Origin of the sequence: Oceanospirillum maris DSM 6286 (genome assembly GCF_000422865.1) — a bacterium.
In the GTDB taxonomy this organism is placed as follows: domain Bacteria; phylum Pseudomonadota; class Gammaproteobacteria; order Pseudomonadales; family Halomonadaceae; genus Oceanospirillum; species Oceanospirillum maris.
Genome location: NZ_AUGW01000014.1, coordinates 109755 through 135041 on the forward strand (window position 1 = coordinate 109755; position 25287 = coordinate 135041).

Below are 25287 nucleotides of genomic sequence, written 5' to 3' on the forward strand. Positions count from 1 at the left end.
ATATCCAATAGAATCCAGAGGGAGAACATAATGGATATCGGAAACACAAGTTCAATAGCAAATCAAGTTGCTAAACAGGATGTGCTTTTAGGCGCACAAATTAAATTGGTCAATATCGCTAAAGACCAAGGTGAAGTTATTATGGATACGCTACTGAGTTCCATCAATACGATTCAACCAGCGGCATCTGTTGAGTCTCATCTAGGTAACAAGGTCAATGTTAGCGCGTAAACTGCTTTATTGATCAGAGAAGGAAGCCAGTGGCTTCCTTTTTTTTATTCTATGTTTAGCTTTTTAAATCCCCCTCTCCCCCTTTATTTTTCTCCAATGAAAATATTTAATAAGAATTAGGTATTTAATTCGTAAGCAACCACTAATTGATTGCCATCTTAAAGGTAGGGCAGATATGATTGATACCAGATAGTATTGATAACCTGATGAACAGAAAGGCTTTATTATTCTCAAGGAGACATCATGTCAACGTTTGACTCAGGCCAAATTAACACCCCTACGAAGGGTGACACTATGGTGTCGGCTACAGGTTTAGACGGCAAGATTAATTACGTAAACCGTGTGTTTATGCGGGTTTCAGGTTACCACGAGAAAGAACTGATTGGTCATAATCATAGCCTTGTTCGGCACGACGATATGCCACGCTGTATATGGCATCGCGTTTGGAAACGCTTAGAAAAAGATGATGAAGCTTTTATCTTAGTAAAAAACAGCAACGCCAGTGGTCAGCCCTATTGGAGTTTTTCAGCCTTATACCCCAACTTTGATGCTAAAGGTCAAAAAATTGGCTATATCGCCGTGCATTACCCTGCATCCGAGTCAATGATCCAGCTAATCGAGCCTATTTATAAGAAAGTATTAGAAGCCGAAGCCAAAGAACCTAACTCTGGCTTAGAATGCCTAGAGCAACAGCTCAAAGAGGCTGGGCATAGTAGTTACAGCGATTACCTGATTGAAGCTCACCACAACCAACCACCAAGCAAGCAAGAAGGTATCAAGGGCTACAATTCAACTTACGCACGGCAAACATCCAGTAATAGCGCCGCTTGGCCCTTCCTCCATACCCAAGTCAATATCGCCCAAGGGCTACATCTCGCACTGGCGACAGCAGTCACATTGGCTGGACAATACCTTTATTCTGCCAGCAGTTGGTTTTTGCTTTATCCCTTAGCCGTTCTTGCGGTGATTATCTATACACGGGGAATTTTAGGGCGGGCACTAAAAGTATTGCACCGTGTTCACCACACGATTAAACGTTCTAAAATGGGTGAATTTCATCACCGCGTGAATGATATTTCTGGCTTAGGCGAAGTAGGCCAAGTCGCCTGGGAAATGAACGAGCTGTTGGATCAGATTCAAAGTTTCTACTTAGAAGCAAACAGCGCATTCCAGGATGTATCAGGAGGACAAGCTCACCGCTACGCCATTAGCACCGCGGTTTCAGGGGCACCACACCGTTCTCTTGAGCAGCTAAATACCGGTTTAGAGGCGATGCGCCAAGTACAAAGTATTCGCTCACGCAATGAGCTTATGTCACAGCTTAATGAAGTCAATGTTAGCTGCTTAGTCCCCAACTTAACCACCATTCAGACCGATCTAGCCGATGTTATTGAAGAGATCAAAATCGCATTGAATACCGCTGGTGAAAACCGGCAAGATGTTGAAGCGTCTGAACGCGTTATTGATACGATGCTGGTTCAGCTAGCGAATATCACCGGAGTATTAAGTAACATTCAAGACCTAGTGATTAAATTAGATGATGATGGTAAACGAGTAGTAGAAGCTCTAACTTTAATCTCTGATATTTCAGAACAAACAAACTTATTAGCACTTAATGCATCAATTGAGGCTGCACGGGCAGGAGAGCATGGCCGAGGTTTCGCTGTAGTAGCAGATGAGGTGCGCACCCTTGCTGGACGCTCTAAAAGCGCTGCTGATAGCATTAGCCGTATCATCGACACCTTTTCTGAACGCTCTAAGCAGATGCGTATCGCATCAGAGCAAGCCGGAGGTGAAGCCGAAGCACTTAATCGTGACATTGGCGGCTTTAATGAAACCTTTGGTCGCCTAGCCAAATCTGCTGTTGATACCCATAATCGCCTTGCCCGCTCCAGCGATAAAAACTTTACCATTCTAGCAAAAGTTGACCATATCGTTTACAAACAGCGCACCTACCTGAGTATCCAGGATACGGAACACCATAAAAACGAAGTGGATGCGGTCAGTGTTGATCACCATAACTGTCGTCTCGGAAAATGGTATAACGAAGGGGTAGGTCAAGAGCAGTTTAGCCATTTGAACAGCTTTAAAAAGCTGCAAAAACCCCATGAAGCGGTACACAAGTGTGCTCGCTTTGCCGTTGGTTTGGCTGGTGATGATTGGTTAAAAAACCAAGATCTCAGGAATGAGATTATCGCCGCCGTTAAACGGTCAGAAAGTGCTAGTGATGAGGTTATGTCACTATTAGATGACATGGTTGAAGAAAAACACCGAGCCATTAGTCAATAAAGGGTTAATCTGTACTTTTCACGATTAGCTTTCATTTAAAATAATCAGCGACAAAGAGCCCTCTACACCGAGGGTTCTTTTGACTTAGGCCAGTCTTTATCAAACCGCTCATTGCTTAAACCATCCGCCTATCACTTAAACCATCCATCACTTAAGGTTGCCAATGCCCTTGCCTGCATGCGCGCCCCTCCGTACAATCTTAATCCCCTAATAACTCAACGCGTTACAAAGAATCCTAATGCCAAATAACCGAGCAGTTCAGCAGTTAGTAGAAGAATTCTGTCAGCAGCGGCCTATTCGAGCAGGCTCTCTGATTATTACTGTTTATGGTGATGCCATCGCTACTCGTGGCGGTACAGTTTGGCTTGGGAGCCTGATTAAAGCCCTTGAACCCCTCGGCTTAAATCAACGCTTAGTTCGTACCTCTGTCTTTCGTTTAGCGAAAGAGGAATGGTTAACCGCTGAGCAAGTCGGCCGTCGCAGCTATTACAGTTTAACAGGGGCTGGCCGCCGTCGATTTGAGAAAGCGTTTAAACGCGTCTACGCACCGGTCTTGCCTGACTGGGATGGCCAGTGGTGTATCGTAATGACAGGACAGATGGAACAGGAAACCCGGCGTCCGGTTAAAGAAGAATTAGGCTGGTTAGGCTTTGGTAATATCGCCCCTGGCGTTATGGCTCACCCAAAGGTTGACTTACCTGAGCTTCAGGCCACGTTAAAAGACCTTAACGCCCTTGATGATGCCATTATTTTTGAAACCCGAAAGCAGGATCTGCTCAACGGTCGTCCCCTTCGCTTAATGGTAAAAGAGTGCTGGAATCTTGATGCGCTATCCGAGGGTTATCGATACTTTCTCAATAAATTCCGGCCTATTTGGCAGGAGCTGAAAGATGCGGAACATCTTGATCCTGAAGACTGCTTCTTAGTACGTACGCTTCTTATCCATGAATATCGTCGGATTTTGCTAAAAGATCCTCAACTGCCAGAGGAGCTACTCCCTAGCGACTGGGAAGGTACTGCCGCCCGCTTGCTCTGCCGAAATTTATACCGACTTGTCGCCGAAAAAACAGAGCAACACCTTGATCAGATTTTAGAAACCGCAGAAGGGCCTCTTCCTAACGCTTCTGCTACTTTTTATAAGCGCTTTGGTGGCTTAAAGACCTTACCGGTTTAAGGAAATACGATGTCTTTTCAAATTGCGATTATTGGTAGCGGCCCCTCTGGCTGTTTTTTAGCAGAATTACTCAGTCGAAAAATCCCAGATTGTCAGATTGATATTATTGAGCGCCTACCAACACTGTTTGGCTTGGTCAGAGCAGGCGTCGCACCGGATCACCAAGGCACCAAAAACGTCACCCGCCAGTTTGAGCGAACCCTTGAAAAAGACAATATCCGAGTGCTTGCTAATCTAACAGTCGGTGAGGAAATCTCCTTCGAGGCGCTTAAAAACTGCTACGACATTATTATTGTTGCCACGGGGGCCGCAGAAGATAATCGACTGAATATTGCCGGTGAGGATCTTGACGGTGTTTATGGTTCAAGTCATTTTGTCGGCTGGTATAACGCCAACCCCGATGCCCATAAGTCAATCAATACGAGCAATACGAAAAAAAATATCCAGCTAAAAGGTTCTGCAGTAGCGGTCATCGGCCACGGTAACGTCGCTTTAGATATTGCCCGCCTCCTTGCGAAAACCCCAGAAGAACGGGCCGCCACTGATATCTGTCAACCGGCCCTAGAGCAGATGGATCAATGTGTCATTGATGATATTTATCTCATCGGCCGAGGTGGCCCAGAGCAAGCGCGCTTTACCCCGCCGGAACTTGCAGAGCTCAATGAGCTGGCCCAAGCATTGCCCGTTATTAATGCTTGCGCGATTCCCGCTGAACCAAGCTCGGAATGGGAGCCCCGTGAGGCCCGAGCCAAACAGATGAATCTTGATCTGTTTCGGCAGTTTTCAGTTAATGCTGTTCAAGCCCAAGCTCAAAGAGCACCAGTGACACAAACGACTGGAAAAACCCGTATACACCTGCTGTTTTGGCATCAACCTAAGGCTATTCTTGGCGATGCTGGGCGTATCACGCACCTTGAACTTGAGCAACGCTTAGCAGGACAAGCTCCTCAGCGGGTCACTCTGCCTATTGATACGTTGATTAGTGCCATTGGTTACCATAGCCGCCCGATTAAAGGCCTTCCTTTTGATGATCAATTGGGGCGAATCCCACACAAAAATGGCTTAACTGAGCCAGGTGTTTATATTACAGGTTGGGCACGTCGCGGCCCTACAGGGGTTATACCGACAAACCGTGCCGATGCCCTTGAAATGAGTAAACGTATCTTAAGTGATGTTGAATCCGGTGTGCTAACGCCTAAACAAGCGCCCCTTGTCAGCATTGACACACTTATCGCGGAAAAAGGCTTGCAAGTGGTTAACTACAGCCAATGGCAGCAGTTGAATCAAGCAGAAATTGCGGCGGCTAAAGATCAAAAGCCACGGGAAAAATTCACGTCGACCCAAGCCATGCTCGCTCAGATTTTTGGTAGCTAATTATATTTTATTATTTTGTTAAGGATTTCCATGACATTGTCGCCCAGCCAAAATCGCCAGCTGATTCATACGAGAACGGTTACGTGTCAAGCCTATAAACGGGATGATGGGCTTTGGGATATTGAAGGCCATATGACCGATATTAAAACCCAGGATATTCCAAATGAAGACCGTGGCGGCGTTATTCCCGCCGGTGAGCCGCTACATGAGATGTGGCTACGCATAACGCTAGATTCAAATTTAACCATACAGGATGCCGAAGCCAGTACCGATTTTGCGCCTTTTACGATCTGTCCTAATATCACCCCTGCCTATAAAAAATTAAAGGGAATAACCATCGGGCCGGGCTGGAATAAAGTGGTTAAAACAAGACTCGGTGATACTGCAGGCTGTACCCATCACACCGAACTGTTAGGCCCTATGGCGACAACGGCATTTCAGGCTATTTACAAAGAGCTAAAAGACAAAGAAGAAGCCAATAACAAGCCTCCCAGTATTTTAAACACCTGTCATGCTCTGGCAAAGACCAGCCCAGTCGCCAAACGGTTATGGCCTGCTTTTACACAAGATCAATCCGATAGCGTTGAGGCAGATATCACAGCCTCGCTTATCAATGAATAACAATCGCGATTAAAAACAGATACGATAAGAAATATTATAAAAATAACGGAGGCATTATGTCAGGGTTAACCAATAATTTATCGGGATCAGCCAGCATTATCATCGCGGCAGAACGATCTGTTGATCAACAGGGAGATCTAAGCGCGACTCAAGCCTTGATCCAGCAAGCAGCATCAGAAGGTCAGCGCTGTATAACGTTAACCATTGATGATTTAAACACCCCGTGGCAAAGCCCAATACAGAAGCATCATTTTCGTAGCGGCTGCGGGCCGATTGAGGCACTATCAGTTGCCAACCGTCTAGTTCAAGATGGCGAGTGTGATCTGGCGGTGATTCACGGCAAAGACTTCCTAAGAAGCGAACAGAGTCAAAACGATCGCCATACTAAAATGGCAATTTATCCTGAGATGGCGATTCCTGAGGCATATACCCAGCTTGCACGGCATTTCTATCAGCATCACGGGTTTACTGAAGCCGAGTTTCTACGGCTGCGGGATGCCGTCTTTGATAATCTAAAACAAACAGCGGAGCAGCTTGGGCTTAAGCTTCCTGCTGAAAACTGGTATCAACCCATAACGAGTCTGTATCGCGGTGTTGACTGCGCTAACCCTGTGACTGATTTTGAAGGCTTAGTCGTTGTAACCTCTCAGGAGTCATCCCTTCCAAGGTTAATCAACCCCATAGAGATCAAAGGCGTTGGCATCGGCATTGCCGATAAAGACGGCCCAGAACACGCGCGGGAGCTGGCTCAGTACCATGCCTTAGAGAAGGCTTGCCACTACGCGGGGGTACAATCTAATTGTGATATTGCCGAGGTGATCAACTCGCCCACGGCGCTTTTAGACGCGTATACCTGCTACCCTGTCGTTCCTATCGCTCTTTTAATGAAAGGCGGCGGCCTGCAGTCGGTGCAATCCATTCTAGACCTCCTGAAGACAAAAGCCTTAACCACGACCGGAGGTATGAATCTCGCCCGAGCGCCGTGGAATAACCCTGCTCTGCAAGGCTTGATTGCCATGTGCCAAAAGCTTCAAGAGCATCAAGGTTTAGGCCTGGTTCACGGAAACGGTGGCTTAGGCTATCGCCAGGGTATCGCTCTCTTATCGACTTAAGCTTTATTTTCTAGGATAAGAACCATTATGGCACCCCGTTATATGGCTGGTATGGCCCTTCTACTCGCAATGATTCTATGGGCGAGTTCATTTATTGCATTAAAATATGCGTTTCAATGGTATCCACCAGAGTGGGTTATTTTTGGCCGTATGCTGATTGCAGCACTGTGTTTTCTGCCTTTTTGGAAATGGCTTAACCCTGGGCCTATTCCCCGCAAAGATAAAGTATGGCTGCTGCTACTCGCTTTCGCGGAGCCGGGACTCTATTTTATTTTTGAGAGTATTGCGCTACAAAACACCAGTGCCTCTCAGGCCGGTATGATCACCGCACTTTTACCTATGCTTGTGGCTATTGGGGCGGCATTTTGGTTAAAAGAGCGTGTTAGCGCATGGACTGTGGTCGGTTTTGGCTTGGCTATCATGGGGGGTGTTTTACTCAGTACCAGCAGCACAGCCAGTGACAGCGCACCAAATCCAGAGTTTGGTAACTTAATGGAGCTTCTTGCGATGGTTTGTGCGGCGGTCTATACCCTTATTTTGAAGAAACTATCAGACCGTTACAGCACATGGTTTATTACTGCTTTCCAGTCATTTTTTGGCACAGTATTCTTCCTACCTTTAGCCCTAAGCGCAGAAGGTGAGATGGTTTTTCATCAAGAGGGGGTTTTATCCGTTCTTTATCTGGGTGTACTTATTACTCTAGGTGCGTATGGTCTTTATAACTGGTCAGTACAGCAAATACAGGCGACCCATGCCAGCGCTTATACCAATTTAATCCCTGTTTTCACGGTCATTATGGCATTTTTGATTCTGGATGAGCGCTTTACTCAAGGTCAAGTTATTGCCAGCTTCTTAGTTATTGCAGGCCTTGCACTCAGTCAAATACCTGAGCGTAAAACCTCAAACCTCACACCCCCAGAAAACGTACCACCAGAGGCAGGATAAAGGCACTGAGCATTCCTGTAAGCCCCATCGCCAAACCTGCAAAAGCACCGGCGACAGAGCTAACGGCAAAGCTTTGTGCAGTACCAAAACCGTGGGCAGCCAAGCCCATGGTAAAGCCCTGTACGCTATGATCTTTAATATTTAACGCCTTAAATAACAACGGCCCAATAACGCAACCTATAGCCCCAGTCACAAGAACGAGGCCAGCGGTTAGCGATGGATAACCTCCAATTTTCTCAGCGATCCCCATCGCTATAGGCGATGTAACCGATTTTGGCGTTAACGACAGTACCGTTTCTCGACTGCCACCCATTCCCATCACTAGAGCAATCGTCGAAAGCGCTGCGGTTAAAATCCCTGAGACACAGGCAATAATTAACGGCCAAAACATCTGCTTAACACGTTCTAAGTGATCGTAAAGAGGAACCGCAAGGGCAACCGTGGCAGGCCCTAATAGAAAATGTATAAACTGCGCCCCTTCAAAATACTGCTGATAGTTCATGCCTATCAACGTCAGAAAGGCAACAATCAGGGCTATGGCGACAATAACAGGGTGTAAAAATGCGCTACCACCAGCCAGTCGATTGATTTTGCTCGCGATTAAGAAGGCCGCTAAAGTCACCGCAATACTCATAATAGGACTAGCAGATAGGTAAACCCAAAGGGTTGAGAGGTCATTCATGTTCGGCCTCATCGATATGTTTTGCCGCCAGTTTATTCAGCACAAGCCCTGTGACCAATAGCGTTACTGCTGTGCTCACAATAAGGGTTGTAATAATAACGATACCATCCGCTGCAATCAGCTGGTAATGCACCATAAGACCAACACCCGCCGGTACGAAAAGTAGTGCTAAGTAGGTTAGTAACCCTTCACTGGCTTGACGCACACCGGTAGGCACGCCGCCATTAATCATCAGTCCGACTAAGAGTAAAACCATACCCACCACCGGCCCAGGAAATGGCCACTCAAGATAGCGGACGATTAATTCGCCAAAAAACTGACACAACAAGAGTACTAATAAACCAAAAAGCATCGCGACCATACACCTGTTTGAAAAAAGAAAGATAGGGCATCATGCCCTATCAGGCCGCGAAAGAAAATACAGCTATTGTAGAAGGTGGCTACTCAAAAGACGTTACAGCTCATTTCTCCCTAAGCCATAGCCAACGACCATCGCAATCGTACCGCCAATGGCAAGATAACCATTATCCAGCCCAATAATATCAGCCCAGTTAACGACGGCAGTAGACACCAGCAATAAGCCTCCACCATTCATTAATACTCGCCCTAGCGCCACACGATCCATAGTTGATATTACCTTTATAATTAATCCAATAAATTTATTATACCGGCTATTGTTGATGCAGCCTAAACCCCAGACGCAGCCTAAAACTATAACCTGAAACGATAAGAAGCAGCCTAGAACAATGGACTATAATCTTTTTCCAATTGATCAAATTTCAAAGAGCCAATAAAGCGCCCAAAGCTAAGCCAAGTGACCAAGCCTCGCATATCTTGAAAATGCGGTGGTAAAAACTTTGGCCCAGTCACGATACCTTGCTCATATAGCTCTGAAATAAGACGAAAATCTTCTAACTGGATTTTTCCGACCAGTAGCAGCTGCAAAAGATCAATACGCCCCTTTTGCACCGCCACCCGAAAAAAATTGTACGTTAAAACAAAACCTTTGATATACGCGAGGTCTTTCGTAAAAGGCAACCCATCTGGCAAACTACCTCGGAACGTGCGGCTGGCAATAGTGTAGCTATCATCTTCGTTTAGGCCTTTATCAAGTAGATATCGATAAACTTCAATAAAATCTGCGCCATCAGAAGCCAAAGTAACCGCTCTAATACGATTAACGAGTTTGGATAACCGTTTAGGCGTCGAGCGCAACGTAATAATTTCAGTGAGTACCGCTAAGCCTTCCTGGGTTACGGTAGAGCTGGGAGTACCTTTCGCCAAACACGTCAGATACGGCTGAGCTAAACCATTCTGAGTCGTACCGACATGAATCCAGCCTTCATGGGCTTCAAGTAGATCCAGCTCTCGCTGAGAGAACATCACATCTTTATTCAATTTAATGTAATCACTGCCCGCCGCCGCATCACTCACAATACCATCTGATAAAATAACCCGAGCATTTAACCCTGGCATACTCTGACTTAACACTCGATCCAAATAGCTCACCGCTTCTTCTGCGGATATGTCTTTTGACTCTTCTGGAAAAACTTCATGGTCGGTCAACTGTACCAAGGGCTCTTCTAGCATAATGGCAAGCTGCGCTAAAGTCGGATCCCCTGCATGAAAAACATCATGGGGGTGGCCGTATAACTCAACGGAATAATGATGAAAATCCGGTGTCCCCCGAGATTCAACCATACGCAAAACCTGACGGTATTCGGTACACATTCGGCGCATCAATCGCGCCATAGGGTTAAGCTGACCAATAGTACGGCTAATCTCTTGCTCAAGGGCACTAAATGCATAGCGCAAGGCTTGGGGATCAAAGCCCAAATCCCGCTTTTGATAACTCTCTAATGTGATATCCGGTAGACGTTGGCCTTTATCTTGAAAAAAGCGCTGTCGGGTCTCTTTATCCCAATTGACCGCATCTAGAACCCGAATCGGAGCTTGTAGCTCGACCATACGATCAGACAATTTTCGTACCTGTTGCAATAATTTCTTTTGCGTCACGCTAGCACTCTCCAGAAAGCCAGCTTGTTAGCTGACTCGGACATAACCCATCAATCCGGTTTTCATGTGTTCAATGACATGACAGTGATACATCCAACGCCCCGGATTATCGGCGACTAAAGCTGCTTTGGCACGCCCATTTTTACCAAGGAGTACGGTATCGGTATAAAACGGTGTCACAGGCTCACCATCCATCTCCAAGACTAAGAATGTATGCCCGTGAATATGAATCGGATGGTGGTACTGGGTGTTATTTTTTAGATCAAAAATATAGGTCTTACCTAGCTTAAGATCTGCCACCGGCTCTGGAATATTACCTGGCCCCATTCCGATCCAAGGGCGGCGATTAATTAACCAAAAAGTATCATGGGTTTTACCCGCTGCATCAACGGGGCTGATCGCACCTTCCCACTCAAAGACAAAAGGCAGTGTTTCAGCGTTCTGTAGATCAGGGACAGGAATAGGGTTCATCGCCAATTTAGGCATTGGCTTCGCAGGGGAAGCGGCTCCTTTTTTACTCTGAAAGTGCGCCAGCGGGAAGCCAAACTGACCTCGAAGATATTCCAATACAACAGACGGTGTATTGATATTATCGGTGCTTGTCTTGGTGCCGGTACCTTGCTCTGGCATAACAAAGGCCAGATCCAGACGCATGCCGGGGCCGATACGATGCTGGTCAAAGGGATATGCCTCAATAACAGGATTGCCATCAATGGCAATGACCTTTGCCTTAACGCCTTGTAAGCGCAGGTTATAGGTCATGGTATTATCGACATTCGCTAAACGTAACCGAACTCGGCTACCGGCGGGGTATTCAAAACGAGGGTTGTTGGTTCCATTAGCGGTTCCCCATTCACCGGGTGTTCCCATACGAGCGGCATAGCGGGGGCGGCTCAATGCTTTCCAAGCCCCTTTTTTATCCAGATGCCAATGTTTCAGAATGAGTGTTTCATCAATATCAAAGTCAGGTTTAATGGACTCTTCAACAACAAAAGCACCCACTAAACCACGGCCAAGCTGTTCAACGCTATTCATATGCGGGTGATACCAGAACGTACCGGCATCCGGCGGGGTAAATTCATAGGTAAAGGTTTCACCTGGCATAATCGGCTTTTGACTGAGAAAGGGCACGCCATCCATTTCGATAGGGATACGCAAACCATGCCAATGAATCGTCGTCGGTTCCGCTAGATTATTTGTGAACTCAATCCGTACCGGTTGTCCCTGTTTTGCCCGTATAACAGGAGCGGGAACATTACCATTAAACGTCAGCACATCCGTTTTAAAGCCCGGAACAAGCTCTACTGTTGTCGGTTCTGCCGACAATTTATAATGATAAGCATAGCCAGACTCTACTTGAGCTAAACTCCAACGAGGCATAGCAACAGCAGCAACACCGAAAACACTTAACTGCAAAAAATCCCTACGATTCAATTGATTAACCTCTCATTTCCCCAAGAAACCTGATACGCACATTCAAATATTAAGCATATTCAGATACTAGCCTTCAGCTTGATAAATAGGAAATATTAAGACGCTATAAGATAAAAAAAACGGCAGAAAATTCTGCCGTTTTAAAAAAAAAGATAAAAGAGATAAGGACAAAAAGGTGAAAAACTAAATGAAGACGAGTTGAGAATTAAACTTTAATGGCATCTGCTTCCAATTGAGCATTATCCGCCAAGACTGCTGGTGTCACTGAAGGCTTACGATAACGCCCCATCACAGAACCCACCGCTAAGAATGCTGCAATCGAGTAGCATACCGTTAAAGCATCAAAGCAGATAAACCCTAAAGCCAAAACCACTAGATCTGTGGCAAGTGTCGTACGAGCAGCATTAATGCCTAACTTACGCTCTAAAAACACCGCCATAATAGTAATGCCGCCCAAGGATGCATTGGCACGAATAAGAAAGGTTAGACCCAGCCCAATTAGCAAGCCACCTAAAACCGATGCAATCAGCGGGTGCGACAACTGTAGGCTAACATTATGTTCAATAAGATCTGAGAATACAGAGAGCAAGGTCACAGCAGCAAAGGTACGCCCCGTAAAACCCCAACCGAGATATTTAATAGCGACCCAGTAAAACGGCAGATTCAAAACAAAGAATACTTGTCCAAAGGTTGCCTCAGGTACAAATTGCAAAACAATCAAGCCTAAACCCGCTGTTCCTCCAACGAGCAAAGCCGATGAATTAATAAGCTGTACGCCCAAGGCGACTAACAAACACGCTTCAACAATCGCTAGCCCTTGATTGGCTCGAATTTTCATAGCTTTCTCCAAAAAAACATAATGCAAAACGTGAACAAGTTATTTAAACAAGGCTTTCATTTAACAAAGCTTGCTAACCGTCCATTGCAGTACCTGTCGTTGCCCATCACATTATTATTTTTGGAGAAAAGGGTCTTTTGACTCGGCCTAAAGATGAGGGATTAAGATAGCATTGAACAGTACCAATGATCGCTAAAAAAGGTACTTTTCAGCCATATCACCTGTAAAGCAGAATTCGGTGATGTAAACTTTTAGTTACACATGACCTCTGGTCACAATTTTATTTCTCGAACACCAGCTCCATTTTCCGAATATCAACAACTCCATTTTCCGAATACCAAATAGGTGAGAATTATCCTCGGCAGTGCTACGCTTAGACTCTTTTTTATCCGTTTATATTGATATTGATGTACATGTCTATAACAACGTCTATAACAACGCTGATACAAATACTGGAAGAATGAATCGATGAGTAAATTCTGGAGTGAGGCGACAAAAACTCTTCAGCCCTATGTGCCTGGGGAACAGCCTAAAATGGGCAATATTATCAAGCTGAACACCAACGAAAACCCCTACCCACCTTCGCCTAAGGTTTTGGAAGCTTTAGATCATTTTCCAAAACAAAAACTGCGGCTTTATCCCGATCCAGAAGGTACGGTTTTAAAGCAAGCGCTAAGTACACATTTCGAGCTTCCCCTTGACCATGTTTTTGTGGGCAATGGTTCCGACGAAGTGCTTGCTCATGCCTTTATGGCCTTCTTCCGCCATAACAAGCCACTATTGATGCCAAGCATGACCTACAGTTTCTATGATGTTTATTGCAATCTGTACAATATTACCCCAGAGCATATTGCACTAACGGACGACTTCCGTGTCGATTTGCAGCAATACCATCAAGATAATGGCGGTATTATCTTCGCCAACCCTAATGCGCCAACAGGCGTTGCTATCGACTTGAGTGATATTAAAGCCCTGCTCGAGCGCAACACAGAGACCGTCGTTTTAGTGGATGAGGCCTATGTTGATTTTGGGGCAGAAAGTGCTACGGGCTTAATCCGTCAGTATCCGAATCTATTGGTTGTGCAAACGCTCTCTAAATCTCGCAGTCTTGCGGGAATGCGCGTTGGCTATGCCTTAGGTAGCCCTGAGCTGATTGCAGGCTTAGAGCGAGTTAAGAATTCATTCAACTCTTATCCCCTTGATATGCTCGCCCTTGCTTCAGCGACAGCCGCCATTGAAGATACCGCTTACTTTAACGAAACCGTTCAACAGATCATGAATGACCGTGACTGGACGGTTAACCAATTGATTAACCTTAACTTTGAAGTTCTACCTTCAAGCACCAATTTCGTCTTCGCTAAACATGAAACCGCGTCTGGCTCGGAATTAATGGCGTATCTGCGGAGTAAAAATATTTTAGTACGCCATTTCACCAAGCCTGGGATTGAAAACCACCTACGAATTACGATTGGTACACGGGATGAGATGCAGTCTTTAATTACAGCGCTACAGGATTATAAGGCTTAGATTAGATTCACATCCATGACCTTATACAGGTTAAAGAAGCTCCTTTCTGGGGCTTTTTTACCTGCAATGCTCGTACCGTATCAACACTTACCTCTTGCGATACTTTGCATAATCACATTAACGTTTTCAATCAAGCGTGAAGACGCTTCTTGGGTTTTCTCGGCCGCTTCGTGAGTCCTTTTTGATGAGACAGAGACCTCTTGTAGACTGATATTAATCTCTTCGGCTGCAGCGCTTTGCTGTCTTGATGATTGGGCAATGCTCAGACTTCGCTCACTAATGGTATGCATCCTTGTTGTAATCTGCTCCAGAGTTGCACCTGCCGCTTCAGCTTGATCAACACTCTTCTTAGCCTGTTGACGACTTTCCCTCATAACACGGTAGACATGATCTGTTTCATCTTTAAGCCGTGTTAGGGTTTGCTGGATATCATAGGTTGATGCTTGAGTGCGTGATGCAAGAGACCGAACCTCATCCGCAACCACCGCAAAACCCCGGCCATGATCCCCTGCCCGAGCCGCCTCAATGGCCGCATTAAGGGCCAAAAGATTGGTTTGAGCGGCAATATCATTAATCAATGAAACGGCATGGGAAATATCTTCGCTGGCGGCATGAAGGCTTTCCACTTGCTCGGCAGCTGTTTTAACTTCTGCCGAAAGCTGACGTATAGACTGCACAGTATCCTGTACAACATTCCGTCCTTGTGTCGCTTGATTAAGTGCCTGCCCCGTTGCTTCAGAGGCTTCTGTCGAGCGAGTGGCTACCGTATCAATCGCGCAGGCTAGTTCAGCCACAACCTTCACAATATGATCAACCTGATTATTCTGTTTCTTAACCGCGTGTGCCGCCATATTAGAGATCTGTTCAGTATTCAGCCCTAATGCCGATAGCTCTTCAACGGAACGGTGAATACGTGTCTTAATCGCATTCTCATTGGCAATTCTCAATTTGGCGGCTAATCGAATAAACCCAGTATAAGAGGTATTAGAGGCGTACATTTCTGCTAAAAGATGACTATAGTCTGTACCAACAAGATTATGACAAGCAGCCTTTAATGATGTCATTAATCGAAGCGCCACAAGCATTAGCACACCAGTAGACAGAGCCGAGGCAATAAACAGTGATGGCCCTGTTAATGAAAACGCCGATTGAAAGCCTGCCGGTAATACGCTTGCAAGTACAACAAGAAAGGGAAGTGCAATAAATAAAGGGGTATCGGTCAAACTAATACGTTTTTTACCTGCGTTAACACGTTGGTATATTATCTCCGCCCGCTCAATTTGATCGGCTTCAGGCCGCAGTCTTACCGATTGAAAACCAACAATTCTCCCACCTTCTTCAATGGCAGAAACAAAAGCATTAACGTAGTAATGATTGCCGTTTTTACAACGGTTTTTCACCACACCCATCCAAGGCTTGCCTTGCTGAATGGTCGCCCACATCTCCTTAAAAATAGCCGGTGGAACATCTGGATGACGGACTATATTATGTGATTGCCCTATTAATTCCTCTTTAGTGAACCCTGATATGTCGATAAACGCGTCATTAACGTAGGTGATATGACCTTTTAGATTCGTAGTCGAGACTAAAGGAACGCCTTCGACCAGCTTGGTTTCTTGATTTGTGACGGGTAAATTCTGTTTCAAGGCACACCTCCGTGTTTTTATTTTTGTTTTAAAGATATTTTTTTGTAACAGACTGTTTCAGCGGAAGTGTATTCTACGTTAGACGCTCACCTAGGTTTTGATTTGAATCAAAACACACCTTAGTCCAATAATCTCTTATTAAGCGATAAGGGTAAGACTCAACAGGTAGGGCGTAAGCGGCGTTCTACGAATAACCTTCCGCGAAGAACTTTTCACAAATAAAACAGCTTTTCAAAAAAATATAAACTAGTTCCATCTAGCCAGAAATTGATTCTAGTGTTTACTCTAGTAATGAGACACTAGGCCTACTACACTGGTTTTTCAAGTAACGGTGTCACATTCTCTTATTTTGAAGGCGAGCATGACGGTTTATCGATCAAAAACATCACCAGAGCTATTGGCAATACTTAAGCGTTGGCAGGAAGATAGGCGACCAGAAGATGCTGAGTTTCTTGCTGATCAAATGCCACATCTTTTGGAAGATGTAGCACGGGTACAATCAGGGTTTATCGCGCTAAAGGCAAAGGTAAAAAAGTTAGAGTCAGAGATGGAGGATTATCGTCAAACACGAATATTAGCCGAGCTTGACGATGAGCAGATACATTAAGACCTTATGTAAAACGACGGTAAAATGATTAAAGTCTCGAGCAATATGATAAGGCTTTATGCCAAAAGACCGGCTTAGCTTCTGTAACGCATAACCACAGACGTTAATAGCTCTAATGAGATCGGCTTGCATAAGTAATCATCAAAACCCAAATCTAGGGCCTGATCAATTAACTCCACACCAACATCCCCACTTACTGCAATAATCGGTAGTTCACGCCCTTCAGGATACCCACGTATCGTTTTCAAAACATCGCTACCCGATACCGCACCTAAGTTCATATCAACAAACAGCAGGTCAGGGGCGGATTCTAGATAAAGAGCGATACCATCTTCTGCACTTTCTGCGCCTAAAAAATCGATATCAGAATCAAGATAGTGCAACAACTTACTCAGCACTTTACGGTTAGTATCATCATCTTCGATATATAAAACGCGAAAATGCTCGGAGTGTAACGCATCTGCCGCCTGTTCGCGCAATGACCCCTTAAGGCTAATATCTGAATCACTAGACTCTTGCTCATCAAGAGCACCGTCATTAGAACGGGCACTGATGCGATCTGTGTCACTATTATGATATTCCGGCAAGCAAGCTTGTGCCGCGTTCAAATGGCAGGGTAGTTTTAATGTAAAGCAACTCCCCAGACCTAACTCGGATTCAACCTCGATATGGCCGCCCATCGCTTCAATAACATGCCGAGCAACAGCAAGGCCATTGCCCATTCCTTGAGCATTGATATAACCCTCTGCAGCTTCAAACGGGACAAATATTTTTTTAATAAAGTCTTTTGAAATACCTTTACCTGTATCTTTTACCGAAAGTTCACAATAGTCACCACGACAGAGGTGTTTTACTGAAATGGTACCGCCAGCAGGTGTATAACGAATCGCGTTATTTAACAGCGACATAATGACCTGCTTTAATCGCCGTTCATCCGCTTGAATATAATAATCTTCATTGGGTAGATCTGTTTCAAACTTAAGATCTGCTTGCTCGATAGCATCAATAATATCCGATACGCAGGCAGTAAAAATATCGGTTAGGCTGAGACAGACCAAGCTGACGCTAAACTCTTGCCTTTCAAGCTGCGCTAAATCAAGCACATCATCGACCAGCGCCAACATAGATTCCCCAGAAGCCACAATCTGATTAACATGCTCGGCATGCTCTTCTAACAAACCATCTTCCAACTGCAGTAGTTGGCCAAAACCTAGAATCGCATTGAGCGGTGTTCTAAATTCATGACTCATACGCGATAAAAACTGAGTCTTAGCTTGACTCGCACTCTCTGCGCGCTCTTTTTCTAATTTAACATTTTCTTCAGCCCATAAACGCTCATTCTCAGATTCGTAGCCTGCCAATAGTGCCGCACAAGTTGCAAGCCAAGGCTCGAACAAGCCGGTCTCAGAGGCCCAGTGCCGATAATCATCCAGAATAAGTGAGTAGCACATAACGGTGCTATCACCGGATACGATGGGTAACGTTAACAGTCCTTGGTGCGCTGTTTCAGGCTGCTTTTTATCAAACACAATATCCTTAAATGATATAAGTATCGGCCTAGGTGGCTCAATAGAAGCTTCCCAATAAGTAGTCGTTTGATAAATACGTTCTTGAATCGCCTGATCATCGCTTTCACTTATAAAAAAGGAGCTGGGTTGGAAAACCCCCGTAGCCGTACACCCCAGCTTTTGCTGCAATGGTGTAGAGAGCCAATAGTAGCCTTTTTCTGCCTGAGCAAGGTGGACAAGTGCTTTTAATTGCGACGCAACATCAGGCCGTTTATCACGATTACAGATAAAGCGAGTCTGCATATCAGAGATACTGACTAAGAGCCGGTTATTAAACTGACGAAAGTACTCTTCCCGTTTACGCTCGGTAATATCACGAACCAAGAGTAGGATTTTATGCGTGCCTGTTCTTGCAAACCGTAGCTCTAATATTTGAAGCTGGCTTCCATTTTCACGGGTAATTTCTGTGAAATAACGCGCCAGCTCAGTATAAACAGGCTCGACAAGTAACGATGTCAAAACAGGGATGCTAAGCCCAGGAAATAGCGAAAATAAAGACTGTCCATTGAATACCTTGAAAGAGAGCGGTTCACCCTTAGGCTGCTGATAATTTAAGACTTCAAACCGAGAATTAAAAACAATTAACAAATCAGGTAACGACTCGATCAAAGCATCATTTTCCGCCTCACGTACTTCAAGCTCTTGGGAAGTCACCGAAAGTTTTTCGGCCAAGCGCATCCTGTGCCGATGTACATCCGCTTCAAGGCGCTTACGCTTAGAGGTATCCCGTATAAATAAGCAGACAAACGTTTGAAAGCCATCTGCATAAAAGTGCATTTGCGTTTCCGCAGGAAAGGTCGAGCCACTTCTTCGCAGTATATTGGCTTCATGGCTGATCACTTCACCACGACGTACTCGTCGCCAGATCAGAATCCAGCTTTCCTCGTTAATTGTGGTGTCAATATCGCTAATAGCCATACTCTGTAACTCTTGCTCTGAGTAACCTAGCACGTCAAGGGCAGTATCATTACCACCGGATATACCACCCTCCTGTGAAACCCAAAGAACAAGCTCCGTTGTATCATTAAGCGCCTTACTTTGGCGTTGTAGCCGTAAAAAGTCTTGGCGGCTTTGAGTAACATCTTTAACACTAACAACAACCTTCGTATCGTACAGGCTGCTTTCTCTATTAAAAGCTAACAGCCGCTTAATACCCGCACCTGACCACCAAGCATAAAGTACCTGATCATTATTCCCATTCAAAAGCAGGTTTAGATCGCCAAAGGGTTTACCAGAATCACCATGTAAACCTAACGCACACTCCGTTATGAGTCGATGAAGTACATCAGTCGTTACTTCATGATTACCGGCGATAAGCCTTCCCGCCTGGATATTAAAATTGATCACCTGCCCTGATTCTGAGAACTGAATAAGCCCCTCACCCTCTCGCTCAAAAATCAATCGCGGCTGGGCGCTAGGCTTGGTTTTTTGGCTTTTACCTCTAAGTCTGAAAATCATCAAACCAACCAAAGCCAATAGCGAAAGGCTACCCACACTTAAGAGAATATATTGCTGAGTAGCCAGCGCTTCGGATATGGGGAAAACCTGACCAAACGTAATATAAACAGGCAGTTGCCGGTGTTTTTTTTCTACCGCAAGCGTTCCAAAAAAGTCCGTATTAATCGCTGAAGCACCTAGTTGCACCAAAGGGATGCTTTTTGAGGTGACCTGCAGCAGCTCATTTGGTGAGCTAATGACATTTCCTAGTAAATGATGCAGTTCACGGCGCATATTAACCGTGAAAATCAAAGCACCTTTAATGTCTCCCTTATGGGAGATTGGAGTGGCCATCAATAGCATCGATTGTGCTTTACGGTAAACACCATTTTCATCAGAAACGGTGTAAGCACTGGGATAAGGGAGTAGCCATTGGTTCTGTCCCTCCCATAACGGGGCAAATAGGGCAGGGTATTCAGCGATAGGCGATAACTGACCAATTAAACGGCTATCCGATGAAGCTCGAATCTGTCCGCGGCTATCAACTAACATGTAGTTGTCAATTTGAGTGGTTTTAAGTAAAGGCGAGAAAAAGCGACGCAAGGTTACTTGCACAGGATGAGCCGCCAGCGCTTCTCTGGCACTAGAGACGCTGGAGAGCGTCTCAGAGGCTTGAATCACATCGGGGTAATGTGCCCAAATATTCAACTTACTCTTATGCCGTTGAAACCACTGAGTAAAGAGGCGCTCACTGGCATCTAGCTTATGCTGAAGGACAATTCGACGGTTGTCTACCTGTTGCTGCTGCAATTGATAAAAGCTAATCAAACAAATCAGCAACACCAAAGAAGCCACAGCAGAGAGGATCCATTGTGTTTTATTGTCCATAAAAAGCATCCAATAGGTACTCACTCACTTGGATTCCCCCCCAAGGGGCGCAGAAACAATTAATATCATCTGTCTTCATTTGTCATGTTATCAAGCGTTCTATTTTAGCAGATGGCTATTAAGTCGTTGAATTTCATCTCTTATTTTAGCAGCCTGTTCAAACTCCAAATTTTTAGACGCTTCATACATTTTGTCTTCCAGTTTACTGATACTTTTAAGTAACTCACTAGGTTTCATCAGGCTAGGATCAACCTCATACTCACCCAAGGTTTCTGCTACTTTTCGCCCACCTTTGTTACTGATTTTTTTGCCAGGTATACGAGCACCTTCCATAATATCAGCAACATTTTTCATCACCGTTTGCGGTGTAATACCAGCGGCTTCATTCGCGGCGGTTTGTCTTTCTCGACGGCGCTTTGTTTCATCAATCGCTTTTTGCATGGAGCCTGTAATACGGTCGCCGTAAAGAATAGCTTTACCTTTGGCGTTACGAGCAGCACGACCAATGGTCTGAATCAAAGACCGTTCGGAGCGTAAGAAACCTTCTTTGTCGGCATCTAAAATAGCAACTAAAGAGACCTCAGGCATATCCAAGCCTTCTCGCAGTAAGTTAATACCCACTAACACATCAAATTCGCCGAGACGAAGATCACGAATAATTTCTACACGCTCAACCGTATCAATATCCGAGTGTAAATAGCGTACTTTAATACCATGTTCTGCAAGATAATCGGTCAAATCTTCGGACATTCGCTTTGTGAGCGTTGTCACTAAAACACGGTCACCATCGGCCACCCGCAAATTGATCTCAGAGATCAGATCATCAACCTGATTGGTAGCGGGCCGCACCTCAATGATAGGGTCAAGCAAACCTGTAGGACGGACAACTTGCTCAACAACCTGCCCTTGATGCTCCGCTTCATAATGGCTGGGCGTTGCCGAAACAAAAATCATCTGAGGGGATATCTGCTCCCACTCTTCAAATTTCATAGGGCGGTTATCTAATGCTGAAGGCAACCGAAAACCATACTGCACCAAGGTCTCTTTACGTGAACGATCTCCACGATACATCGCGCCTAATTGAGGAACCGTTACATGGGATTCATCAATAAACAGTAGTGCATTATCCGGTAAATAATCGAAAAATGTTGGCGGAGCATTACCCGAATCACGACCTGAAAGATATCGAGAGTAGTTTTCAATACCGTTGCAGTAGCCCAGCTCAAGCATCATTTCAATATCATAAAGTGTCCGTTGCTCAATACGCTGAGCCTCCACCAGCTTGTCATGCTCACGAAACCAGTCCACGCGCTCCCGCAGCTCATCTTTTATATGCTCGGTCGCTGCAATAACCGTTTCACGGGGCGTCACATAGTGGCTTTTCGGATAGATGGTGATTCTGGGTAGTTTGCGCAGTTGCTCGCCAGTCAAGGGGTCAAAAATAGAGATGCTGTCTATTTCATCATCAAACAACTCAACCCGCACCGCTTCTTGCTCCGATTCCGCTGGGAAAATATCAATAACATCACCACGAACACGGTAAGTTGCTCGACGAAAATCAAGGTCATTGCGCGTATATTGCAACTCTGCCAATCGACGGAGCATTTGACGCTGATCGATGCGCTCGCCTCGATTAATATGCAGTACCATTTTATGATAAGACTTGGGATCACCGAGACCATAAATAGCCGAAACCGTTGCAACAATTAAACTGTCTTTACGTTCCAACAGCGCTTTAGTGGCCGACAGCCTCATCTGCTCAATATGCTCATTGATGGAGGCATCTTTATCAATAAAAGTATCCGAGGCAGGCACATAAGCTTCTGGCTGATAGTAATCATAGTAAGAGACAAAATACTCGACCGAGTTTTCTGGGAAGAAGTCTTTAAACTCACCATACAGTTGGGCGGCCAATGTTTTATTATGAACTAAAACAATGGTCGGGCGTTGGGTACGTTCAACAATATTGGCCATGGTAAACGTCTTACCTGACCCCGTAACTCCCAGTAATGTCTGATGCATTAAACCGCTATCCAGACCTGCGCACAGTGCATTAATCGCCTGTGGCTGATCTCCAGCAGGTTTAAATCGAGAGCTAAGCTTAAATTTCTTCTGCGATTCCATGTTTTCTCAGGCTTATATTTCAATAAAACTTTTAAAATTAGCAAACTCTGCTAAATTCATTTGACTCAACGCAAACGTAGGTTTTGACCGGACTTTCTATACTTTTTTTTACGGTATTTCCCCTTCACGAAAGGCCGGTATCTCCTGTATGATTTGCCTGCATAACGCCTATTTTCTGACTGAAAATAAATTGAGGATATCAGCTTGGACGTACAACTGTCAGATCGCGTACAGTCAATTAAACCTTCCCCGACTCTAGCGGTCACTAACCGTGCAGCGGAACTTCGTGCAACTGGCAAGGACATTATTGGTCTTGGTGCTGGCGAGCCGGATTTTGACACCCCGCAACATATTAAAGACGCTGCTATTGATGCCATCAACCAAGGTCTCACCAAATATACCGCTGTTGATGGTACGCCAAGCTTAAAGAAAGCTATTATAGCGAAGTTTGACCGCGACAATGGTCTTAAATACGAGCCCAATCAGATTCTGGTTTCGTCGGGTGGCAAACAAAGTTTCTTTAATCTGTCTTTAGCCCTGCTTAACGCGGGTGACGAAGTGATCATTCCCGCGCCTTATTGGGTCTCTTACCCTGATATGGTGCTTGTAGCGGAAGGCACACCGGTTATCATCGAAACAAAAGCGGCTGACCGCTTTAAGATCACCGCTGATCAGCTAGAAGCGGCGATCACACCTCGCACCAAACTGTTTGTGATCAACAGCCCATCCAATCCAAGCGGTATGGCTTACACCTTGGATGAGCTAAAAGCACTTGGCGAAGTGCTGAAGAAGCACCCCCATGTGATGATTGCTACAGATGATATGTACGAGCACATTCTGTGGGATCAAGAGTTCTGCAATATCCTAAATGCCACCCCTGAACTTTATGACCGTACCTTTGTACTAAACGGTGTCTCTAAAGCCTACAGCATGACAGGCTGGCGTATTGGTTATGCGGCAGGCCCTGCAAAAGTGATCGGTGCGATGAAAAAAATTCAGTCGCAGAGCACATCAAACCCTGCGTCTATCTCTCAGTATGCAGCGGAGGCCGCCCTTAATGGCCCTCAGGAGTGTATTGCTGAGATGCTGGTGTCTTTCAAGCAGCGCCATGATTTTGTGGTTGAAAAGCTGAATGCGATCCCCGGTGTAAACTGCTTAGCAGGCAACGGTACTTTCTACGCCTTTGCTGACTTCTCTGAGGCGATTAAAGCTTACGGCTCAGACAGCGATGTTAACTTTGCTGAAGCGATACTGGAAAAAACAGGGGTTGCCCTTGTGCCTGGTTCTGCATTTGGCACAGCAGGCTGTATGCGCATATCTTTTGCCACGAGCAATGCAAACCTAGAGTCGGCAATGGAACGTTTGGCGAAAGAGTTGAGCTAAGCAATATAACGATCTAGCTCAATTAATAGCCAATAAAAAGCTCCGATTAAAATCGGAGCTTTTTACGTTTTGCAGCAATCAAGTAAATACAAATAACGGTATTAAACGGCCTTTATTTTTCACCAACCATTATTTCCATTTTTCCGGGCGTACCTCAACACTTTGATCACCACAAGTCAGCCATGCTGTACCATCCTGAATGGTTACCTGTATTTGCATCGTTCGAGCAATCATCTTCGCTAACTGATCAATAACATGTTCAGGGATGAACCACACACTCAAATGTTCAAAACGTACTAGCTTAGCCTTAGTTTGCTGCCACCAGATAGAGGCCGCATTATCACCATAGGTATATAAGATCACTTCTTTAGAACGTGATGCCGCTTTACGCAGCCATTTTTCATCAGGGCAGCCCAGCTCGATCCACGTTTCTATTTCATCAGAGTAATTTTTCTTCCAAATCTCTGGCTCATCATCAGCACAGAGACCTTTGGTAAACTCTAATCCTTCCACCGCATTTAACGCCCAAACCAAAATACGCAGCATCATGCGCTCATCAGTTTCGGAAGGGTGCTGTGCCAATGTCAAAGATTCATCAAGGTAGACACCTCGGTCCATATCCGCAAGATTCACCGTCGCTTTATAAACGGTTGATTTCAGAGCCATTTGGCATCCTTAATTAGAGTAAATAGAATGATGCGGAATATACGGTGATAAGGGCTTAATCTCAAGCCACAACCATTTTTTGAGGAACTGAGCAAAAGTCTTTATAAGCAAGAGCTTAAAGCGTTTCGCCCATCTCTTTACGCATCATAGCGCCCAGCTTGCTAAACTTATGCTTAAACAGATGGTAAGCATCCTCTGCTTGTTTTCTTTGCTCATCTAATCGTTGGGATAAAATAAGCTCCTGATCAGGGTGTCGTCTCAGTTCTTTCTCAGTTTTTTTGACATCATCTTTCATCGCCGTCCAGTTTTCGATAAGCAAACAAACTTCAACGAAACTGGAATTAATATCTTCAGAGGCATGCAGGTGTAGCTTTGGTGACAGTTCATTGAAGAGATTATCAAATTGATAGTCACTTCCTTTGGTAATAGATGAGATGGCGTTTTCTAACAGCGTCACTACTTCTTGATATGTTTTGCGACGCTCTTCACGACGCGTCTTTTCTAAAGCAACTTTAGAATTGGCGGCATCCAGTCGTTGCTTCAATCGCCAAGCCATAAATACAGCACTCACTGCAAAAATCAGCGAAAAAGCAATAATGCCCAAACCAATATATTCCTTCATTCTACACATTCCTCTGTAACAACTTAATTTAGCATGACCTTAAAAATACGGACGGATTCTATACATTATAAATGCGGGAGTGAAGACATTAATAACGTACAGA

At 45.0% G+C, this 25287-nt stretch carries 21 protein-coding genes; 10 read left to right on the forward strand and 11 right to left on the reverse strand.

Annotation, left to right across the window (positions count from 1 at the left end; all coding sequences use genetic code 11):
- The first annotated feature begins 30 nt into the window (after nt 1-30).
- The 7 genes from G517_RS0106840 to G517_RS0106870 all read left to right on the forward strand — a co-directional run bounded on the left by G517_RS0106840 (nt 31) and on the right by G517_RS0106870 (nt 7746).
- Nucleotides 31-231 carry a hypothetical protein gene (locus tag G517_RS0106840; protein ID WP_028303791.1) on the forward strand — a complete coding sequence of 67 codons (201 nt, stop codon included), beginning with the start codon at nt 31-33 and terminating at the stop codon, nt 229-231.
- 243 nt (nt 232-474) lie between these two features.
- On the forward strand, nt 475-2520 hold the full coding sequence (locus G517_RS0106845) for a methyl-accepting chemotaxis protein (RefSeq protein ID WP_028303792.1): 2046 nt from the start codon (nt 475-477) through the stop codon (nt 2518-2520).
- A gap of 238 nt (nt 2521-2758) precedes the next feature.
- Nucleotides 2759-3694, forward strand: a complete 936-nt coding sequence (paaX, locus tag G517_RS0106850) for a phenylacetic acid degradation operon negative regulatory protein PaaX (RefSeq protein ID WP_028303793.1) — start codon at nt 2759-2761, stop codon at nt 3692-3694.
- 9 nt (nt 3695-3703) lie between these two features.
- Nucleotides 3704-5068, forward strand: coding sequence for an FAD-dependent oxidoreductase (locus G517_RS0106855; RefSeq protein ID WP_028303794.1), 1365 nt, complete (start codon nt 3704-3706; stop codon nt 5066-5068).
- A gap of 30 nt (nt 5069-5098) precedes the next feature.
- Nucleotides 5099-5689, forward strand: a complete 591-nt coding sequence (locus tag G517_RS18115; RefSeq protein ID WP_036590691.1) for a DUF2889 domain-containing protein — start codon at nt 5099-5101, stop codon at nt 5687-5689.
- Between the two features lie 56 nt (nt 5690-5745).
- On the forward strand, nt 5746-6801 hold the full coding sequence (locus tag G517_RS0106865; RefSeq protein ID WP_036590693.1) for a hypothetical protein: 1056 nt from the start codon (nt 5746-5748) through the stop codon (nt 6799-6801).
- 27 nt (nt 6802-6828) lie between these two features.
- Nucleotides 6829-7746, forward strand: coding sequence for a DMT family transporter (locus G517_RS0106870; protein ID WP_028303796.1), 918 nt, complete (start codon nt 6829-6831; stop codon nt 7744-7746).
- Here G517_RS0106870 and G517_RS0106875 read toward each other — a convergent pair.
- From G517_RS0106875 to G517_RS0106900, 6 genes are all read right to left on the reverse strand, one after another.
- Nucleotides 7709-8428: an LrgB family protein gene (locus tag G517_RS0106875; RefSeq protein ID WP_036590695.1), complete on the reverse strand. Its 720-nt coding sequence runs from the start codon at nt 8426-8428 to the stop codon at nt 7709-7711. The genes G517_RS0106870 and G517_RS0106875 overlap by 38 nt on opposite strands.
- The gene (locus G517_RS0106880) at nt 8421-8780 is read right to left on the reverse strand and encodes a CidA/LrgA family protein (protein ID WP_028303798.1); all 360 of its coding nucleotides are present in this window, start codon (nt 8778-8780) and stop codon (nt 8421-8423) included. Before G517_RS0106880 ends, G517_RS0106875 begins: the two co-directional genes overlap by 8 nt.
- Before the next feature lie 102 nt (nt 8781-8882).
- Complete coding sequence (locus G517_RS20735) at nt 8883-9053, reverse strand: hypothetical protein (RefSeq protein WP_157833167.1); 171 nt, start codon at nt 9051-9053, stop codon at nt 8883-8885.
- Nucleotides 9054-9166: 113 nt separating this feature from the next.
- Nucleotides 9167-10444 carry a flavohemoglobin expression-modulating QEGLA motif protein gene (locus tag G517_RS0106890; protein ID WP_028303799.1) on the reverse strand — a complete coding sequence of 426 codons (1278 nt, stop codon included), beginning with the start codon at nt 10442-10444 and terminating at the stop codon, nt 9167-9169.
- A 27-nt stretch (nt 10445-10471) separates the two neighbouring features.
- Entirely contained in the window at nt 10472-11878 is a 1407-nt protein-coding gene (locus G517_RS0106895) for a multicopper oxidase family protein (protein ID WP_028303800.1), read from the reverse strand.
- A gap of 205 nt (nt 11879-12083) precedes the next feature.
- Complete coding sequence (locus tag G517_RS0106900) at nt 12084-12716, reverse strand: DUF6198 family protein (protein ID WP_028303801.1); 633 nt, start codon at nt 12714-12716, stop codon at nt 12084-12086.
- Nucleotides 12717-13184: 468 nt separating this feature from the next.
- Between G517_RS0106900 and hisC the strand changes: the two genes are divergently transcribed.
- Nucleotides 13185-14243 carry a histidinol-phosphate transaminase gene (gene hisC / locus G517_RS0106905; RefSeq protein ID WP_028303802.1) on the forward strand — a complete coding sequence of 353 codons (1059 nt, stop codon included), beginning with the start codon at nt 13185-13187 and terminating at the stop codon, nt 14241-14243.
- A gap of 80 nt (nt 14244-14323) precedes the next feature.
- On the opposite strand, the gene G517_RS20810 is transcribed toward hisC, so the two are convergent.
- Nucleotides 14324-15889, reverse strand: a complete 1566-nt coding sequence (locus tag G517_RS20810; protein WP_028303803.1) for a methyl-accepting chemotaxis protein — start codon at nt 15887-15889, stop codon at nt 14324-14326.
- Nucleotides 15890-16250: 361 nt separating this feature from the next.
- Between G517_RS20810 and G517_RS0106915 the strand changes: the two genes are divergently transcribed.
- The gene (locus G517_RS0106915; RefSeq protein WP_028303804.1) at nt 16251-16496 is read left to right on the forward strand and encodes a hypothetical protein; all 246 of its coding nucleotides are present in this window, start codon (nt 16251-16253) and stop codon (nt 16494-16496) included.
- Nucleotides 16497-16570: 74 nt separating this feature from the next.
- Here the strand turns inward: G517_RS0106915 and G517_RS0106920 are convergent, their stop codons facing one another.
- Both G517_RS0106920 and uvrB read right to left on the reverse strand, forming a co-directional pair.
- Nucleotides 16571-20389, reverse strand: coding sequence for an ATP-binding protein (locus tag G517_RS0106920; protein ID WP_028303805.1), 3819 nt, complete (start codon nt 20387-20389; stop codon nt 16571-16573).
- A gap of 99 nt (nt 20390-20488) precedes the next feature.
- On the reverse strand, nt 20489-22513 hold the full coding sequence (gene uvrB / locus G517_RS0106925) for an excinuclease ABC subunit UvrB (protein ID WP_028303806.1): 2025 nt from the start codon (nt 22511-22513) through the stop codon (nt 20489-20491).
- A gap of 204 nt (nt 22514-22717) precedes the next feature.
- Here uvrB and G517_RS0106930 point away from each other — a divergent pair, with 204 nt between their 5' ends.
- A complete protein-coding gene (locus tag G517_RS0106930; RefSeq protein WP_028303807.1) occupies nt 22718-23896 on the forward strand; it encodes a pyridoxal phosphate-dependent aminotransferase in 1179 nt (392 codons plus the stop codon).
- A 129-nt stretch (nt 23897-24025) separates the two neighbouring features.
- On the opposite strand, the gene G517_RS0106935 is transcribed toward G517_RS0106930, so the two are convergent.
- Together G517_RS0106935 and G517_RS0106940 are read right to left on the reverse strand one after the other, a co-directional pair.
- Nucleotides 24026-24562, reverse strand: a complete 537-nt coding sequence (locus G517_RS0106935; protein WP_028303808.1) for a YaeQ family protein — start codon at nt 24560-24562, stop codon at nt 24026-24028.
- Between the two features lie 115 nt (nt 24563-24677).
- Nucleotides 24678-25184, reverse strand: coding sequence for a hypothetical protein (locus G517_RS0106940; RefSeq protein ID WP_028303809.1), 507 nt, complete (start codon nt 25182-25184; stop codon nt 24678-24680).
- Nucleotides 25185-25287 lie beyond the last annotated feature (103 nt).